18 protein-coding genes and 1 tRNA gene are annotated in these 16,372 nt (G+C 39.6%); 6 read left to right on the top strand and 13 right to left on the bottom strand.

Going from position 1 to position 16,372, the window contains the following annotated elements:
* Window positions 1-255: 255 nt before the first annotated feature.
* On the top strand, window positions 256-1,530 hold the full coding sequence (locus B3394_RS11460) for a sensor histidine kinase (protein ID WP_286921211.1): 1,275 nt from the start codon (window positions 256-258) through the stop codon (window positions 1,528-1,530).
* Window positions 1,531-1,645: 115 nt separating this feature from the next.
* On the opposite strand, the gene B3394_RS11465 is transcribed toward B3394_RS11460, so the two are convergent.
* From B3394_RS11465 to B3394_RS11485, 5 genes are all read right to left on the bottom strand, one after another.
* Window positions 1,646-1,727, bottom strand: a tRNA-Tyr gene (locus B3394_RS11465).
* 161 nt (window positions 1,728-1,888) lie between these two features.
* The gene (locus tag B3394_RS11470) at window positions 1,889-3,007 is read right to left on the bottom strand and encodes a TlpA disulfide reductase family protein (RefSeq protein ID WP_273246861.1); all 1,119 of its coding nucleotides are present in this window, start codon (window positions 3,005-3,007) and stop codon (window positions 1,889-1,891) included.
* 130 nt (window positions 3,008-3,137) lie between these two features.
* Entirely contained in the window at window positions 3,138-4,553 is a 1,416-nt protein-coding gene (locus B3394_RS11475; RefSeq protein WP_273246862.1) for an MBL fold metallo-hydrolase, read from the bottom strand.
* 62 nt (window positions 4,554-4,615) lie between these two features.
* Window positions 4,616-5,416, bottom strand: a complete 801-nt coding sequence (locus B3394_RS11480) for a sulfite exporter TauE/SafE family protein (protein WP_286921243.1) — start codon at window positions 5,414-5,416, stop codon at window positions 4,616-4,618.
* On the bottom strand, window positions 5,417-6,049 hold the full coding sequence (locus B3394_RS11485) for a Crp/Fnr family transcriptional regulator (RefSeq protein ID WP_177733670.1): 633 nt from the start codon (window positions 6,047-6,049) through the stop codon (window positions 5,417-5,419).
* A 245-nt stretch (window positions 6,050-6,294) separates the two neighbouring features.
* Here B3394_RS11485 and B3394_RS11490 point away from each other — a divergent pair, with 245 nt between their 5' ends.
* On the top strand, window positions 6,295-7,569 hold the full coding sequence (locus tag B3394_RS11490) for a Glu/Leu/Phe/Val family dehydrogenase (RefSeq protein ID WP_177733672.1): 1,275 nt from the start codon (window positions 6,295-6,297) through the stop codon (window positions 7,567-7,569).
* A gap of 68 nt (window positions 7,570-7,637) precedes the next feature.
* On the opposite strand, the gene B3394_RS11495 is transcribed toward B3394_RS11490, so the two are convergent.
* Window positions 7,638-8,015 (bottom strand): DUF423 domain-containing protein, encoded by a 378-nt coding sequence (locus B3394_RS11495; RefSeq protein WP_273246865.1) that lies wholly within the window; start codon window positions 8,013-8,015, stop codon window positions 7,638-7,640.
* A gap of 111 nt (window positions 8,016-8,126) precedes the next feature.
* Here B3394_RS11495 and B3394_RS11500 point away from each other — a divergent pair, with 111 nt between their 5' ends.
* Genes B3394_RS11500 through B3394_RS11510 form a run of 3 tightly spaced genes read left to right on the top strand, consistent with a single transcriptional unit; the run spans window position 8,127 to window position 9,186 of the window.
* Window positions 8,127-8,675 (top strand): hypothetical protein, encoded by a 549-nt coding sequence (locus B3394_RS11500; protein WP_286921254.1) that lies wholly within the window; start codon window positions 8,127-8,129, stop codon window positions 8,673-8,675.
* Window positions 8,672-8,806, top strand: a complete 135-nt coding sequence (locus B3394_RS11505) for a hypothetical protein (protein WP_273246867.1) — start codon at window positions 8,672-8,674, stop codon at window positions 8,804-8,806. Before B3394_RS11500 ends, B3394_RS11505 begins: the two co-directional genes overlap by 4 nt.
* A gap of 2 nt (window positions 8,807-8,808) precedes the next feature.
* Window positions 8,809-9,186 (top strand): YchJ family protein, encoded by a 378-nt coding sequence (locus B3394_RS11510; RefSeq protein WP_177733678.1) that lies wholly within the window; start codon window positions 8,809-8,811, stop codon window positions 9,184-9,186.
* A gap of 33 nt (window positions 9,187-9,219) precedes the next feature.
* Here the strand turns inward: B3394_RS11510 and B3394_RS11515 are convergent, their stop codons facing one another.
* The 6 genes from B3394_RS11515 to pyrE all read right to left on the bottom strand — a co-directional run bounded on the left by B3394_RS11515 (window position 9,220) and on the right by pyrE (window position 13,969).
* Window positions 9,220-9,963: a GNAT family N-acetyltransferase gene (locus B3394_RS11515; protein WP_286921321.1), complete on the bottom strand. Its 744-nt coding sequence runs from the start codon at window positions 9,961-9,963 to the stop codon at window positions 9,220-9,222.
* 2 nt (window positions 9,964-9,965) lie between these two features.
* Window positions 9,966-10,859 (bottom strand): class A beta-lactamase, subclass A2, encoded by an 894-nt coding sequence (gene bla / locus B3394_RS11520; RefSeq protein WP_177733681.1) that lies wholly within the window; start codon window positions 10,857-10,859, stop codon window positions 9,966-9,968.
* 42 nt (window positions 10,860-10,901) lie between these two features.
* A complete protein-coding gene (locus tag B3394_RS11525) occupies window positions 10,902-12,083 on the bottom strand; it encodes an MFS transporter (protein ID WP_286921435.1) in 1,182 nt (393 codons plus the stop codon).
* Window positions 12,084-12,133: 50 nt separating this feature from the next.
* Window positions 12,134-12,718 carry a TetR/AcrR family transcriptional regulator gene (locus B3394_RS11530; protein WP_286921437.1) on the bottom strand — a complete coding sequence of 195 codons (585 nt, stop codon included), beginning with the start codon at window positions 12,716-12,718 and terminating at the stop codon, window positions 12,134-12,136.
* 178 nt (window positions 12,719-12,896) lie between these two features.
* Window positions 12,897-13,289 carry an SRPBCC family protein gene (locus tag B3394_RS11535; RefSeq protein WP_177733687.1) on the bottom strand — a complete coding sequence of 131 codons (393 nt, stop codon included), beginning with the start codon at window positions 13,287-13,289 and terminating at the stop codon, window positions 12,897-12,899.
* A 32-nt stretch (window positions 13,290-13,321) separates the two neighbouring features.
* Window positions 13,322-13,969 carry an orotate phosphoribosyltransferase gene (gene pyrE, locus B3394_RS11540; RefSeq protein ID WP_177733689.1) on the bottom strand — a complete coding sequence of 216 codons (648 nt, stop codon included), beginning with the start codon at window positions 13,967-13,969 and terminating at the stop codon, window positions 13,322-13,324.
* Between the two features lie 7 nt (window positions 13,970-13,976).
* Between pyrE and B3394_RS11545 the strand changes: the two genes are divergently transcribed.
* Window positions 13,977-14,576: an NUDIX hydrolase gene (locus tag B3394_RS11545; protein WP_177733691.1), complete on the top strand. Its 600-nt coding sequence runs from the start codon at window positions 13,977-13,979 to the stop codon at window positions 14,574-14,576.
* A 39-nt stretch (window positions 14,577-14,615) separates the two neighbouring features.
* On the opposite strand, the gene B3394_RS11550 is transcribed toward B3394_RS11545, so the two are convergent.
* Window positions 14,616-16,349 carry a M14 family metallopeptidase gene (locus B3394_RS11550; RefSeq protein WP_273246872.1) on the bottom strand — a complete coding sequence of 578 codons (1,734 nt, stop codon included), beginning with the start codon at window positions 16,347-16,349 and terminating at the stop codon, window positions 14,616-14,618.
* Window positions 16,350-16,372: the final 23 nt, after the last annotated feature.

Raw genomic sequence — 16,372 nt, forward strand, 5'->3', positions numbered from 1 at the left:
ATTTTTTGTTTTACAGCGGCTTATTTTAAGCCGGATTGAAAAGATCGTTTACTGTTGGTGTTTTGTAATTTGGTCCGTTGTTTTGTACATAGGGGATATCCGTATTGATTCCACTGTGAATTTGTATATTTGCGACCGGTTTTTAATATACGAAACACTATAATGTTCCAATTTTTACCTTTAGATCCAAAAACGGTTTTCCTACTTTATTTTTGGGGAAACTTGTTTGTTTGTATTCTAATTTTTAGTTATTCGTTGTCGTATGCTACTATTGAGAATAGAAAAAAATTAAAAACCTTTGGCTATGGTAAAATATTACTGACAATAGGGTGGGTATTCATTTTTTTAAGAAACATCGTTCCGGATTTCATCTCGATCAATATTGCCAATACAATCATTCTTTTGGGAGGTTGTTATGAAACGATTGCGATAATGTCCTTAACCAAAGCAAAATTTAAGAGGCGTTATCATTTTCAGGTTGGGATAACAATTGCAGCCCTGCTGGTTTTTAATATTGCTACGTTTTTAGAGAGTTCGATTAATACCCGTATTGTAATAATGTCTTTAGGGATATTTGCGATTTATTTACCGCCAACCATCAGTTATTTTACAGAAAAAGCCAATAATTTATTCCGGATTTTTTACCTGCTGTGTTATGTCGCATTTGAAATTTTAATCTTTTTACGGGCTGTTTATAGTTATATAAGCCCGCAAAAATATTTTTTCCGATACAGTACTTTTGATAGTTTGTATAGCATTGGCTTATTCCTGCTCACGCTTATCGGCACAGTCGGGTTTTTATTACTGGTAAAAGAGAAACAGGACCTTAAAATACAGAAACTTCTAAAAGATAAAAACTTATTCTTTTCCATAATCGCCCATGATCTGAAAGGACCGTTGGGATCCTCACTGGTACTGTCGGAAATCATGGCACAGGAAATTGAAGATTATACCCGGGAAGAAATTAAGCAGATCACCGGAATGCTCCATGAATCGAATAAAAATATCTATAAGTTGCTTGAAAACCTGTTGGACTGGTCCAGGGTACAAACCGGGATGATCCAATACAATCCCCAAAAAGTGATGTTAAATAGCCTGATCGAAGACAACGTAGCGCTCAATAAAAATACGGCATTGCATAAAAACATCGATCTTAGGTTTGAAGCGACAGAAACGATTATGGTTGAGTTGGATAAGGATATGATCGATACTGTTTTGCGAAACCTGCTGACAAATGCTATTAAATTTACAGACCAGCAAGGTGAAATTATAGTAACAATGCAAAAGATAAATCAAAAAGTTGAGGTGTCTATTACCGATAACGGCATTGGAATTCCGGATAGCATAAAAGAAAAGTTGTTTAAAATTAATGAAAAAGTCATCCAGAAAGGGACCGAAAATGAAATCGGGAACGGATTGGGCTTATTGCTTTGCAGTGAATTTATAAAAAGGCATCAGGGCGAAATCTGGGCCGAAAGCAAGCATGGGGAAGGAAGTACTTTTAAGTTTGTATTACCGTTGAAAGGCTAAAGCAGGAGTTTGATCTTGGACTACTGCTTAATTTTTGTTGCGCCGTTTTCGGATTGCTTTTGGAAGTAATTTTCAGGCATAAAAAAAAGTCCTGATTTTCATCAGAACTTTTTTGTGGGGAGAGCAGGATTCGAACCTGCGAAGACATAGTCAGCAGATTTACAGTCTGCCCTCGTTGGCCGCTTGAGTATCTCCCCGTTGGCTATTCAAGTGTTCTCCTTGATTATTTCGAGTGCAAATATAGGACTGTTTTTTTACTATGCAAACTTATTTCTAATATAATTTCTCACTTTTTTTTAAAGTATTGTTTCTTAGAGAAATAAAAAAATCTCCCGGAGGAGATTTTTTTGAGTGTGTCTTATTTTGTGCCTAAAAGCGCTAAAACTTTCGCTTTTAATTCGGCTCCTTTAAGGTCTTTTGCTACAATTTTTCCGCTGGCATCCAGAATAAATGTTTGCGGGATTGCTTTTACATTATATTGTTCCGCGATTGGATCCTGCCAGAATTTCAAATTCGAAACCTGTGTCCATGCTAATTTGTCTTTTGCAATAGCTTCTTTCCATTTTGCTGCATCCTGGTCTAATGATACTCCAATGATGTTTAGACCTTTTGCGTGTAGCTCATTGTATAATGCTACTACATTAGGGTTTTCAGCACGACAAGGACCGCACCATGAAGCCCAGAAATCGATGATGGTTACTTTTCCTAATGATTCTTTTAGGGAAACGGTTTTTCCTTCCGGATTTGGAGCAGAAAAGTCCGGTGCCATTTTTCCTACTTCAACAGCACTTTGTTTTGCAAGGAAATTTTTAACGGTATCCCCGTGCTGGTTGTTTTTCGCATCAGCGGTTAACAATTTGTAGTATTTCTCAATTTTATCAACCGGTAAAGACTGGAATTTTACAAAGTTTTCCAATAGCATTACTGATAAAAAGGAATCCGGATGTTTCTGAATAAAATCTTCCGATTTTTGATTCATCTGATCCTGGTATACCATGAATTGTTTTCTAAGGGAATTTATAGTAACCGTATCGTTAGTTTGCTGCGCTGTAGCCATTCTTTGATTGTTAGCAATCTGGAATGCCTGCATTTTTTTATAAATTACTTTTGATTCGTCGTTATATTTTTGGAACTGATCGTTTGTAACCGTTCCGGAAACTCTTGAATTACGAACAGAATCTTTTACAAATTCAACTTTAATTTTTCCATTTTCAAGTACAAAAGGGATCATATCGCCAATGTCCTGAATTCTTAAAAAGCAAAATTCCGGATGCTCGGATTTTCCTTTAAATTCGAATTTTCCATCTTTAACCTTTACAGTATCTTTAGATACAGGGCCTAAATCGCTTTGTGTGGCAATGATAACCATTTTGTCATTTTCTACACCTTTTGCTTCTCCAATAATGGTAAAACCATCATCTTTTTTACATGAAGCAAAAAATGCAGCAATTGATAGTACTAAAAAAAATTTCTTCATCTTTATTTTTAATTTGTTATGCTTACAAATGTATTTAAAAACTCCCTATAAGGGGAAGTAAAATATATTATTTTTAACAGTATGAAATGAAAAACCCCAAAATCTGAAGCTTCAAATTTTGGGGTTTCGGTTAGTTTAGTGTCGAAGGACAGACGAATTTCGTCAACGGAACATTACTTTGTCTTATTCCGGATATTCCTTTTTCGACGTTTATCATATTGTGATATCCTCTTGCTTTCAGTATGGAAGCCATGATTACAGAACGGTAACCGCCGGCACAATGCAGGTAAAAATCAGCATTTTTAGGAACTTCGGCTAGTTGGTCGTTTACAAAATCCAAAGGGATATTAATGGCACCTTCCACATGTTCGGCACTGAATTCTCCCGGTTTTCGGGCATCAATTACAGCCAGTCCGGAGGTGTCCTTGTCGGCTGCAAACTGTTCCGGTGTGATGGAAATAATGGTATCTACTTCAAAACCGGCTGTTTTCCAGGTTTCGATACCACCTTCCAGGTACCCCAGACAGTTGTCGAAACCTACGCGGGAAAGACGGGTAATTGTTTCTTTTTCTTTTCCTTCCGGCGCTACCAGAAGTATCGGTTGTTTAACATCCATTATTAAAGCGCCCACCCACGGGGCGAAGTTTCCCTGTAAACCGATGAATATAGACCCCGGTATGTGTTCTTTTATAAATTCATTTTCATGGCGAACATCTAAAATTAAAGCTTCAGACTGACCGGCAGCGGCTTTAAATGCAGCGGCACTCATTGGTGTGTTGGCTTTATTCATAACTGTTTCCAGGCTGTCATATCCCTGAATATTCATTAAAACATTCTGAGGGAAATAGGCCGGTGGTGCACCCAATCCGTCTAATAATTCTGCCGTGAACTCTTCTTTTGTCATGTTGGCCCGTAAAGCATAGTTTACTTTTTTCTGATTGCCCAAAGTGTCTGTTGTTTCTTTGCTCATGTTTTTACCGCAGGCACTTCCGGCACCGTGGTTCGGATAGACAATTAAATCGTCTGCCAAAGGCATTATTTTATTGCGCAACGAGTCAAACAGCATTCCGGCTAATTTTTCCTGAGTTAAATCGCTAACCAGTTTTTGTGCTAAATCCGGGCGGCCTACATCGCCTATGAACAACGTATCGCCGGTAATGATACCGTGTTGTTTACCATTTTCATCCGTTAATAAATAACAGGTACTTTCAAGCGTGTGCCCCGGCGTATGAATCGCCTTAACGGTATAGTTGCCAATTTTAAATTCCTGATTGTCTTCGGCAATTATGGCTTCAAAATTTGGATTGGCTGTAGGTCCGTAAACGATTTTAGCGCCGGTTTTTTGTGCCAGATCCAAATGTCCGGAAACAAAATCGGCATGAAAATGCGTTTCAAAAATGTATTTAATGGAAGCGTTATCCTTAGCGGCTTTATCAATATAAGGTTGTACTTCACGTAGCGGATCAAAAATAGCGGCCTCACCATTACTTTCCAGATAGTATGCTGCATGAGCGATACATCCTGTATAAATCTGTTCTATTTTCATAATTGCATTTTTTTTATTAGGGTAAAGATAGGGTGTTGTCTTTTTTTACAGTGTGACTTTTGTCACATATGGAGGAATTCTTTCAGAAGAATGTAAACGGCCATAATTAAAACAAACCATCCAAAACCTTTTTTAAGCTGTGTTTCGTTAATATATTTATTTAAAAATATGCCTGCAAAGATACCAAAAACAGACAGTAAAGTAAATGTTAAAAGAAAATTCCAGTCTACATTCAGGTTTTCCAGATCACCGGTAAAACCAATGAGGGAATTGATGGCAATGATTAACAGGGAAGTGCCAACGGCTTTCTTCATTGGGAGTCTGGCGAAAAAAACTAAGGTAGGGATGATTAAAAAACCACCGCCGGCACCCACCATCCCGATGAGTATGCCAATAAGGAATACCTGTGGAATCAGATAGCGGTAATTAGTACTGCCGGAATTGCTTTCCGTATCGCATGTTGCCACTTTTTTCCGAAGCATGGCCATGGCGGCAAAAAACATGATTACGGCAAAAAGCGCCATTAAAAAAGTGTCTTTGGATAAAGTGAAACCAGAGGTGCTGATTATCGTTTCGGGTATGGCCGGAACCAGAAACCTGCGGGTAAGAAAAACAGCAATAAATGAGGGTATGGCAAACAGGACAGCTGTTTTTACAGCTACAAGCCCTTTGAAATAATTGCGGAATGCTCCGAAGGTGGAGGTTGTTCCTACTATAAACAGGGAATAGGCTGTTGCCGTTACCGGCTGGATTCCCAGTAAGTATACTAAAACGGGTACGGTCAGTATGGAACCGCCGCCGCCGGTAAGTCCTAAAACAAGTCCGATGCAAAAAGCACCGATATAGCCGAAAAATGATTCCATTTAGAAGGTCAGAATTTCAATTTTATTGCGGTGTAACTTAATTTTCTGCTCGTCTTCCAAATGCTTTAATAGCCGGGAAATTACAACTCTTGAGGTGTTCATTTCGGAGGCGATTTCCTGATGGGTTGTCGCAATTTCGGTTGTACCCAGCACTTTCGCTTTGTCGGTTATAAACTTATACAGGCGTTCGTCAAGATTCATAAAAGCAAGCGTATCGATGGCTTCCAGCATTTCCATTAACCGGATGTTGTAGCTCTCAAACACAAAGTTGCGCCAGGAAGGATATTTTACGACCCATTCCTCCATTTTGCCAATAGGGATCAAAACCATTTCACCGTCGGTTTCGGCTACAGCCCTGATTTTGCTTTTGTTTTTCCCCATACAGCAGGTCAGGGTCATCGCACAGGTATCGCCGCGTTCTAAAAAGTAGAGCAACAGTTCATCGCCGTTAGTGTCTTCGCGCATTATTTTGATAGCACCTTTTAAAAGCAAAGGCATCCATTCAATATTTTCTCCTATCTCGATAAGATAATCGTCGGCTTTAAACTTCTTGTAACTGGAAACAGTGCTGATTTCTTCGAGCAGCTGTTCTTCAAAAATGTAGTCGTAGGATTCGAATAGGAGTGATTTCATGCCATATTTTTTGTAAAGGTATCTTTTTGGAATGTAATAAGTTGTAACTTTTGTTACAAGTTCGCTATTTTCTGCTAAAACGGAAATGTAGAATTCTGAAATCCGGATTGAAAAATAGGCGTTTAAATTATGTTAATTTATTAAGTATTTCGTTTTTGCTTCAATTTTAATGCCCTATATTTGTATGCTTTTTTATATAGCAAATTAACAAACAAACAAAAATAAGTTGTAAATTATTAAATAGTATGGCAACAGCACAAAAGCCGAAGGCTAGCATGTATGAAAATGTTAAGAACCAGTTTGAAAAAGCTGCTTCTGTGATGGGATTGGATGAGACTGTTAAAAAAATCCTTTCTGTTACAAATAACGAAATCGTAGTTCACTTTCCTGTGAAAATGGACAATGGAACGGTAGAAATGTTCACAGGTTACAGAGTACAACACAATAATGTTTTAGGTCCTTACAAAGGAGGTTTGCGTTACCACGCAACTGTAGATATCGATGCTGCAAGAGCATTAGCTACCTGGATGACCTGGAAAACATCTTTAGCTGGTCTTCCTTACGGAGGTGGTAAAGGTGGTATCCAGTTAGATCCTAAAAAATATTCTACTTCAGAATTAGAGCGTATTACCCGTCGTTTTGCGTATGCATTAGGTGATAATATCGGTCCTGAGCATGATATTCCTGCACCGGACGTTAACACGACAGCTCAGATGATGGCCTGGATTGCAGATACCTATATGTCTACAAAATCACCGGCTGAGCGTTCTAAAAACCAACACGTAGTTACAGGTAAGCCTGTAGGTTCTGGAGGTTTGGAAGGAAGAGACAGAGCTACAGGATTTGGAGTAGTGGTTACTTTGGAGTCCTGGGCAAAATTGAGAGGAACTTCTTTAGAAGGGAAAAAATATATTGTTCAGGGATTTGGTAACGTAGGGTACTGGGCTGCACACTTTATGAACAAAAACGGAGCAATCCTTGTTGGTGTTCAGGATGCAACCGGAACAATCTATAACCCGGAAGGAATCGATCCGGAAGCTTTATTGCGTTTCCAGGCAGACAACAATACAATTTCCGGTTACAAAGGAACTCAGGATTATAAAGCAGAAGATTTCTTCGGAATTGACTGTGATATCATTATCCCGGCTGCTTTAGGAAACCAGATTACTGTTGAAAATGCAGATACAATCAAAGCTCAGGTAATTGCTGAAGGTGCTAACGGACCAACAGATACTGACGGAGAAGCAATCTTATTAGCAAAAGGTATTGAAATCATCCCGGACATCCTATGTAATTCAGGAGGTGTTATCGGAAGTTATTTCGAGTGGTTACAAAACCGTAACGGAGAAATCTGGACTATGGATGACGTAATCATCAAATTAAGAAAGAAACTGGAAGATGCTTTCAACAAAGTAGTTTTAACAGGAAGTCAGTACAAAACCGACTGGAGAACTGCAGCTTACATTCAAGCGTTAGCGCGTATTGAAATGGCTTACAAACAAAGAGGTATTTTCCCTTAATCGGGTAGAAATAATACAGAAAAAGCCACTCGGAAGAGTGGCTTTTTTTATGGTTATTATGTATTATTTTAAACCACCCTGGAAATGGCCAGGAAAAACCAGCCCAAAAACAGCAACATACCGCCAAGGGGTGTTATTGGTCCCAGGAATTTCAGCTTTTTACCGCCAATGCTGCTCAGGCACAAACCGTATATGCTGAATGAAAATAAAAAAGTACCGGCGATAAAAAAGAATGCCGTTAACGATTCGGTAGTTTTGGTGAAAGCAAAAAACTGACTGATAAAAACCAATGCCAGCGCATGATACATTTGGTATTTTACTCCGGTTTCAAAATTTTTCAGGGTTTCCGTGTTCATTTTCTTTTTGAGGATATGGGCGCCAAAAGCACCAAAAATGACAGCAAGACCTCCATAACAAGCGCCTATTGTTAGTACGGTATCTTTCATAAAATAAATTTTTGGGGATTAAAAATATAATGTAATTACTACAAATATACTATTCTTCAGGTAAATCATAGTATAATAAAATCCTAAAAAGGCATTTCTTATCTTTGCAGCATGAATGGGAAATCATATAATAAAACCAATTTTTTTAAACACACTTTCTGCGTTTTTACTGAAGTAGCTCCAAATGAGGTAAGCGCTATACAGACCAATTATAAAAGTAAATCGGGCAGTAGCTATTATTTTACGGAAGAAGGTGTTTACCGCTATTCCAATCATTGGGGAAGAGCCGCAAATTGCCGATGGCGTTTGCTGCCTTTAGCCACGACTGACGGAACACGGGAGCGTATCGGGTATGCAAAATGGAGTGATTTCTATCCCAATAATGATTCGGATAATTTGTTTTATATAACTGTCGATTTTACAAGCGGAGCGGCTGTTTTTGAACACAAATCCAATCCTTTATATGATGGTAAGGCAGTATTGCGCAATGCAGCCGAAACCACAAAATACATTCAGCAGATCCGGAAGTTATTTGAAAATGAAGCCTGGGCAAAATACCTGGAATATGATGATCTGGATGCTCTTCGGGAAACGATTATTAACGAACTGCTGACCACTAATAAAACACTACAGCAAATAAAAAGCAGATTACTGATATGAGCCGTCAAAACGAGGAAAACAGAAAAAAGCACAGTAAAAAGATCCAGCATAAAAAGGTAAAAGAACAAAATGCTGCACAGTTGCGAAAAGAGAAATTAAAAGAAATATTAAAAAAATTCCAATCCGAATAATCATGACCGAAAAATGTTATTGCTGTTCCGGTCTGCTTTTCCGGGATTGCTGCGAACCGTATGTAAAAGGTATTAAAAAGGCTCCCACAGCCGAAGCACTGATGCGGTCCCGGTATTCGGCTTATGCAGTGCATGCAGTTGACTATTTACTGGCTACAACGCATATTTCCCGGCGAAAATACCATTCTAAAAAGGACATACAGCAATGGGCCGTTTCGAATCAGTGGCTGAAATTGGAAATAATTAAAGCAACGGAAAATACGGTGGAGTTTAAAGCTTACTTTTTAGATGCGTTGTTACAGCCCCAGGTACATCATGAAAAATCGACTTTTAAGCAGCAAAACGGAAGCTGGTTTTATGTGGACGGGAAGTTCTATTAATAATCTTCTGGTATACTGCCTAAGTACTCGCTGTTAAACAAAGGTTTCGAACAGTCTTTTATTCAGTATTTGCTGTGTTACAAATTTTCCGTTCAGAAAAACACTGTGAATTGTAAAAGGGACAAAATGGTTTTGTGCCTGTTCCCGCGTTGTTATTTTGTAAATCGTAATCGGGTAACCTTTTTCCAGAGCAGCGTTTTTTGTTTCTTCATTTACATAATATTCCGTAAACGGACAGGCATTAGTATAATATACCGCAATGCCTTTTGAAGTGTCGCATTCCCCTTTTTTGCAGCAGTCTTTAAATTTTGGAATTGCTGCGTTTTCCCGTAATGGTTTGTACCAGAGCTCAAAATAGGGAAGTGCCGTATCGGCCAATAGAAATCCCTGTTTTGCAAAGAATTTTTTGTCGGACATATACGGTTGTTTTTTTACAGCGGTAATGACCACAATGCCATCTTTGTCCTTACTGTCGTTGACGCATTCCTGAAATAATGCTTTACCGTATCCCTGACCTTTAAACTGACCGGAAACCCAGAAACAGTTGATCAGCATATAATTTGGCGCGTGAACAGGAGCCCAGGCTTTTTCTGCCGGGACATATTCAATAAAAACTTTACCGCTCACATTGAGTTTCTTAAAAACATACCCTTCTTTAAACTGCGAAGTGAGCCATTCTTTCTTTGCCGCATAGCCGCTGGATAATTTCTTATCACTAATAGCGCAGCAAATGTGCTCTTTGGAAATATTTTCGGCTGTGAGGGTAATGATATTCATAACTACTTGATTGAAAAATAGTCAAAGGCTGCTTTTGAAATTGCGGCAATGATCTTGTTGTTAGTGGTGTCACTTTCCATGGAATCACTAACAAAAACGGCTATGGCAAATGCCTGTCCGCCGGGAAGGTATACAATCCCGATGTCGTTTTCGGCGGCTTTAAGCCCGGTTTCCTTCCGGAAGGAACTTCCGGTTTTGTGTGCCACAACTACGTTTTGAGGCAACAGCCCTTTTATTTTATCCGGTCCGGTTTTGGTTCCCTGTAACACGTTTAACAGGTAGTCATAGGATGTTGGCGATAACACCTGAAGCTGGTAAAACTTCTTAAGCAGTAAAACCGCAGCAAACGGGGTGGTTGTATTCAGGTATTGGTTTTCCCATTTTTCATGCATTTCGGCTTCCGTTGCCTGAATACTGGTATTCGGAATTTTCAGGCTTTTGATGTAACGGTCCACCTTTTTAGTACCGCCAGCCAGGCGAAACAGTATGTCGCAGGCATTATTGTCGCTTAAAGAAACCGTATAGCTGATCAGTTCACTCAATTTGATATTGATATTGCCATAAGGATAATTCTCCCGTAGCGGGCTATGCGTGTTTTCCAGTAAATCCGATTTTTTTACGAATATTTCCTGATCCAGCCTTAATTTTCCTTTATCAACCTGGTGTAAAATAGCCAATGCCAAATGGAATTTATACACACTCATGGTCGGGAAATGATGCGTATTGTTAATCGTTAGCGTATCGTTATTGGTCAGGTTATAGATGCCTACACCCACAGTAGCTTTTTTGTCTTTAATAATCTCATTGATCTGAGCCCTTAAGTTAGTTGTCTGAGCGGAAGTGTTCAGGGCAAGTGATAAGGTAAGGAGGATGGTAAAGCGCTTGCGGAGATTCATTGGAATGGCGTATTTGGGATGTGTAAAGTATCAAATTTACAATTATTTATTCTGTTTTTTTAATGTCAGCAGCCAGAAAATAAACGCAATACTGCTAAATCCGGCTCCTAAAAGGCAAACGCCGCTCCAGCCGGATTTATTGTACACCTGCGTGGAGAGCAGGGCGCCGATACCGCTTCCGATGGAATAAAAAATCATATAAGCCGCTATTGTACGACTTACGGCTTGCGGCAATGCTTTGTACAGTATGGACTGGTTGGTTACATGTACTGCCTGTACAGCGTAGTCCAGCAGGATAATACCGGTAATAATGAGGAGGATGTTATTGTACAGATAGCTCATAATCAGCCAGGATAGTATCAGGACAGCAAGCGCTATTCCGGTAGTTTGTTGTGCCCGCCCGCGATCGGCAAGTTTTCCGGCACGGGCAGCACTTAACGAACCGATCACTCCCAGCAATCCAAATAATCCGATTTCTGTAGCCGAAAAAGAAAACGGAGTGGTGCTCAGTGGTAAGACCAGCGACGTCCATAAGGTGCTGAAAGAGGCAAACAGGAATAAGGCAATTACCGAACGTTTCAGCATTATTGGTTCGTCTTTGAAAAGCGTGAAAAGGGAGTGCAGCAGTTTGCGATAGCTGGTATCGGATTTAGGATAATCCTGTTTTGGGAGTTGGTAGCACAAAAATACGGTAATCAGGGTGGTTGCTGAGGCCGAGACGGTGTACACGGAACGCCATCCGGAAACATCTGCCAGGAATCCGGCTGCAGTTCTGGCTAATAAGATCCCTATAACAATACCGCTTGTGACCAGACCGACAACACGACCGCTTTGTGAAGGTGTTGCTAATGATGCAGCATAGGCGACTATGGTTTGAGCAACAGTGGCCGATAGTCCCAGAACAAGCAAAGCACCCATAAAAACAAACTGATGGGAAGTAAAGCTGATTATCAGCAGCATTACTATGGAGATGAAAAACTGCGACAGGATTAGTTTCCGTCTGTTCAGTATGTCGCCCAACGGTACGATAAAAAATAATCCGAGGCCATAGCCAATCTGTGTAAAGGTTACGATTTGCCCGATGCTGTGCTCTTTTATTTTGAAGTCTAATGCGATGAGGTGCAACAGGGGTTGGGCAAAATAGACATTGGCAACGGCAAGCCCGCTGGCAATTGCAAATAAAAATACAGTGCAGGCGGTTAGCGGTGTGTTGTTTTCTGGCATAGGGATATTATTTTATTTTGTACTAATCGGTACAGAATTGGTTAAAAAAATTAGTCTAAAATGCCAAGCTGCATTTCAATAAGTCCGGAGAGTGCTTTGGGATCCGGATACAGGCGTCTGCTGATACCCAATCCGTTCCAGGTGGTTATTAAATAACGGGCGAGCAGATGGGAATCGTCTTTAGACTGCATCTGGCCTGCGGCCTGTGCCTGTTCAATGGTAAGCTGAAAAACGGTTTCAAGTTCCTTTAAATGCCGGGCGGCAATTTGCATTATTTGCGCATCGTTATTGGAAAATTCGGCAAGGGTGTTACCGAAAATACAACCTTTCAGATTGGTTGCTTTTGGTGCTTTTGCAATACTGCGGAACAGTTTTTTGATTTCTTCAACCGGAGCCTGGCTTTTGGCGATATTGTCTTTTAAGGTATTCAGTTCTTTTTGACTGACCTTTTCCAATACTTTTTCATAAAGTTCCTTTTTGCCGCCTTTAAAAGCTAAATAAAAGCTGCCTTTGCCAATGCCCATTGCCCGGAGCAGATCTTCCGTTGAGGTAATTTCATAGCCTTGTGACCAAAACAGATCGGTAGCCTTCTCGATTACCGCTTCGTTGTCGAATATTTTAGGTCTTCCGGACATGCTAGTTTATTTGAGGACAAAGATATGATATTTTACCAATCGGTACAAAATATATTTTTTAATAGTATTAGTAATTGATGGCAGAAGCAGTAAGGAAATCTAACGGATCACCCTGGGGCATAAAAAAACCTTTTAGTTCAACTAAAAGGTTTTTTTAAATTTTATAAGGAATTCCGGCTTACAGTTTGTTCATGTTTCCGGCTAAAGTTTCGATAAATTTACCGATAGGTCCTTTTACCATCATGGCCATCATCGGGTTAAATTCTCCTGTGAAAAGCAATTGAACTTCCGAGGTGTTTGCAGTAAGGGCATTAATATTTGCTGTTAAAGTGAAAGGCAGTTTATCGCTGGCAGCTCCTAAAACAACTTTGTTTGGGGCTACTTTATCTTTCATTTTTAATTTAATTTCCGGCATACCTTTTAAACCGAAAATAAAAGCGTTTTCATCCAATACTTCGAATTTAGCTATATTTTCAGGCATTAATTTCTCGAAATTCTTAACATCTGTTAAAGAATCGAATAGGTACTCGGCTGATTTCTCTACGTTAACTTTTGGACTTTCTAAATTCATATATAAGTATCGTTAGTGCTTTTTATGCTTGATTAAACTTCAATTCCCCAGGTTGAAGGGCTTTTACGCCATTCTTTTAAGGTTTCATGTTCTTCTTCGGTAATGTATTTTTTGGCAACTGCTTCTTCCAGTAAGGTGTCGTAGTTCCCCAAAGTATAGAGGTTAACGTTGGCTTCTTTGAAATTTTCAGTAGCAATTTCAAAACCATACGTAAAAATGGCCACCATACCTTTTACATTTGCACCGGCTTCTTTTAAAGCTTCAACAGCCATAAGGCTGCTTTTTCCGGTACTGATCAGGTCTTCCACCACAACCACGTTCTGGCCTTTTTGTAAAAAGCCTTCTACCTGATTTTGTCTTCCGTGTTTTTTAGGTTCCGGACGAACATAAACAAATGGTAAACCTAAATATTCTGCAACCAATATACCAATGCCAATGGCTCCGGTTGCTACTCCGGCTATTACATCCGGTTTTCCAAACTCTTTTTCAATGTTTTTCGCAAATTCCTCACGGATATAATTTCTTATCGGTGGAAATGAGAGGGTTATACGGTTGTCGCAATAAATAGGCGACTTCCATCCAGAAGCCCATGTAAAAGGATTTTTTGGATTTAATTTAATTGCGTTTATTTGTAAAAGCAATTCGGCAGTTTTTTTAGCTGTGTCTGTATTAAAAATCATAGTACAAATGTATAAAGTTTTTGTGAACGACAAACCACTTTTCTTGACAAATGAAATTGTTAAAGAAACCGATTTTCAACTTTTTCTTTTGGAAAGTGTTGATATAAAGCAAGTTATTGTTAAAATGTTTCAAAACAAAATTCAGAAAGCTTTTTTATACTATCCGGACGAAAAGGAAATCCTGAAGAAACTCAAGGAGAAGATTCCGGTAGTAAAAGCGGGCGGCGGATTAGTGTACAACCGGAAAGGAGAGGTACTTTTTATCTTTAGAAACGGCAAATGGGACCTTCCCAAAGGCGGAATCGAGAAAAAAGAAGAGATCGAACAAACGGCCATGCGCGAAGTGGAAGAAGAAACCGGTGTTGACGGTTTGAAGATCACGCAGAAGTTACAGAAAACCTATCATGTTTTTAAGCGCAACGGGCGGTATAAGCTGAAAGTAACCCATTGGTTTGAGATGAAAACCAATTTTGAAGGGATACCACAGGGGCAAATTGAAGAAGGTATTGAAAAAGTTGCCTGGCTGAAACCGGATGAGGTGAAAGAAGCACTGACCAATTCCTATGAAAATATTAAGCTGCTGTTTCAGGCAGAAAAAGTTTTATAAACAAAAAACCAGAGCATTGCTCTGGTTTTTTTATTGGTTTTATTTCATGATGCGGTATACCGGATACTGCAGGTGTGATTTCTCGTAATATTTAGAGTTTTTATAGACCCAGTCCAGTTGGGCGTCACCGCTGCTTTCAAATTTAGGATCGCTTTTTCTCTTTTTTTCCAGTGCAGCTCTCAGTTCCGGGTTTTCATCCAGTAACTGTTTTGCCACATCTTCAAATACATAAGGAGAGTAGTATTCCTTTTGCTGTAAAACGGCATCAAAGAAATTCCAGTTGAAATAGGAATCAACAGCTTCCGGTTCTAAAGTTTCCAACAGGAATTTTACATTTTTCTGCTGGGTGGCAATCAGGTAATCCCCTTTTTTAAACGTAACGGGCTTTTTTTCAACGGTAACCGTAGTGTTGGAATGGCCGTAATGACCTTCAAAAGCACTGTTTCCGGTTTTATAATCGGCTATTCTGTAGCTTTCCACAGTAATGAGCGTATCCTGTTTTAGCTGTTTCATTTCAATGTTATTCAGTTTCAGCAGGTCCAGAACATTCCACCATTGTTTTGGGATCACATAATATTCCGGAATAGTAACCTGCTTTTTAGGTTTGTAAACTTCATAATAGGGAATCATCTTTTTGAATGGTTTGGAACGGTCGTAATACAATCTCGGTTTGCCGGAAACAGCACTGGCTTTGTATTTGCCTTCATATCCTAAAAACGGGATTTGGGTTACTTTGGCCGAATCGATTTCCCATTCTACCGTATATTTTTGGTCTGGCGTATAGCTGGCAAGGGTTTCTTTCCGGATTTTCTTAATCGTCTGGAAGTTTTTATCGGTATAGTTTAAGGTAGTTATCATGTATTCGTACGTCACCTTTACACGGTCGCTGTATTTTTTTAGCATGTGGGTTTCCACCATGGCTCCGAAGGAATTGAACATTGCGGCATAACCGGTAGAAAAACGGGCTGTTTCCATGTTTTTGGCAAAGCCGTTTTCGGGTGTTTTATTGTAAATATTCACATAAGGAACCGGTTCAATTTTTTTGGACTGCAGGTCTTTTAAAATGGCGGGATACATATCGGTATTGAAATATGTTCCGGCAGTACCGCCTAATTTCTGATAATGTGTGGAAATATAGGTTAATGTATATTGATAATCGGCACCGTTGCTAACATGGTTGTCGATAAAAACATCCGGATAAACCAATTGGAAGATTTCCGCAAAACTACGGGCATTCCGGGTATCCGATTTAACAAAATCCCGATTCAGGTCATAATTCCGGGCATTTCCGCGGAATCCGAATTCTTCCGGTCCGTTTTGGTTAACGCGGGAAGTTGAATTTCTGTTTAAGGCTCCGCCGATGTTGTAAATCGGAATGGCTACGACAACCGTGTTTTTGGGAGCGGTGATTTTTCCGGTAGCCAGATCCCGGAACAGCATCATGGTAGCATCTATACCGTCCGGTTCTCCGGGATGTATTCCGTTGTTGATTAAAAGAACGGCTTTATTTTTCTGTATTTCCGGAAAGTCGAAGTTTTTTCCGGGATTAAACGTAACAATATGCAGCGGTTCGCCGCTGTCTGTTTGCCCCATGGTTTTCATGGCAATGGTTTCAAAATTCTGATCCAGTAACTGGAAATAGGCAATGGTCTCTTCATAGGTTGCCGTCTGGTTGCCATTTCCTTTTTCATAAGGTGTCGGAAATTTTTGCTGTGCCATTGTCGGAAGGGAATGCAGAAAGGGGAGGATCAGTAGAATTTTTATGAATTTCATTTTATATCCGGGTGTTTTTTGTG

The organism is Flavobacterium sp. UBA4197, from assembly GCF_002379575.1.
Lineage (GTDB): Bacteria > Bacteroidota > Bacteroidia > Flavobacteriales > Flavobacteriaceae > Flavobacterium > Flavobacterium inviolabile.

Coding starts and splice junctions, on each gene's coding strand:
- B3394_RS11515 (WP_286921321.1), bottom strand. CDS start 9,963: ATGAATATCATTACCCTCACAGCCGAAAATATTTCCAAAGAGCACATT.
- B3394_RS11545 (WP_177733691.1), top strand. CDS start 13,977: ATGTATAAAGTTTTTGTGAACGACAAACCACTTTTCTTGACAAATGAA.
- B3394_RS11535 (WP_177733687.1), bottom strand. CDS start 13,289: ATGAATTTAGAAAGTCCAAAAGTTAACGTAGAGAAATCAGCCGAGTAC.
- B3394_RS11475 (WP_273246862.1), bottom strand. CDS start 4,553: ATGAAAATAGAACAGATTTATACAGGATGTATCGCTCATGCAGCATAC.
- B3394_RS11530 (WP_286921437.1), bottom strand. CDS start 12,718: ATGTCCGGAAGACCTAAAATATTCGACAACGAAGCGGTAATCGAGAAG.
- pyrE (WP_177733689.1), bottom strand. CDS start 13,969: ATGATTTTTAATACAGACACAGCTAAAAAAACTGCCGAATTGCTTTTA.
- B3394_RS11495 (WP_273246865.1), bottom strand. CDS start 8,015: ATGAAAGATACCGTACTAACAATAGGCGCTTGTTATGGAGGTCTTGCT.
- B3394_RS11480 (WP_286921243.1), bottom strand. CDS start 5,416: ATGGAATCATTTTTCGGCTATATCGGTGCTTTTTGCATCGGACTTGTT.
- B3394_RS11525 (WP_286921435.1), bottom strand. CDS start 12,083: ATGCCAGAAAACAACACACCGCTAACCGCCTGCACTGTATTTTTATTT.
- B3394_RS11505 (WP_273246867.1), top strand. CDS start 8,672: ATGAGCCGTCAAAACGAGGAAAACAGAAAAAAGCACAGTAAAAAGATC.
- B3394_RS11500 (WP_286921254.1), top strand. CDS start 8,127: ATGAATGGGAAATCATATAATAAAACCAATTTTTTTAAACACACTTTC.
- B3394_RS11510 (WP_177733678.1), top strand. CDS start 8,809: ATGACCGAAAAATGTTATTGCTGTTCCGGTCTGCTTTTCCGGGATTGC.
- B3394_RS11485 (WP_177733670.1), bottom strand. CDS start 6,049: ATGAAATCACTCCTATTCGAATCCTACGACTACATTTTTGAAGAACAG.
- B3394_RS11470 (WP_273246861.1), bottom strand. CDS start 3,007: ATGAAGAAATTTTTTTTAGTACTATCAATTGCTGCATTTTTTGCTTCA.
- B3394_RS11490 (WP_177733672.1), top strand. CDS start 6,295: ATGGCAACAGCACAAAAGCCGAAGGCTAGCATGTATGAAAATGTTAAG.
- bla (WP_177733681.1), bottom strand. CDS start 10,859: ATGAATCTCCGCAAGCGCTTTACCATCCTCCTTACCTTATCACTTGCC.
- B3394_RS11550 (WP_273246872.1), bottom strand. CDS start 16,349: ATGAAATTCATAAAAATTCTACTGATCCTCCCCTTTCTGCATTCCCTT.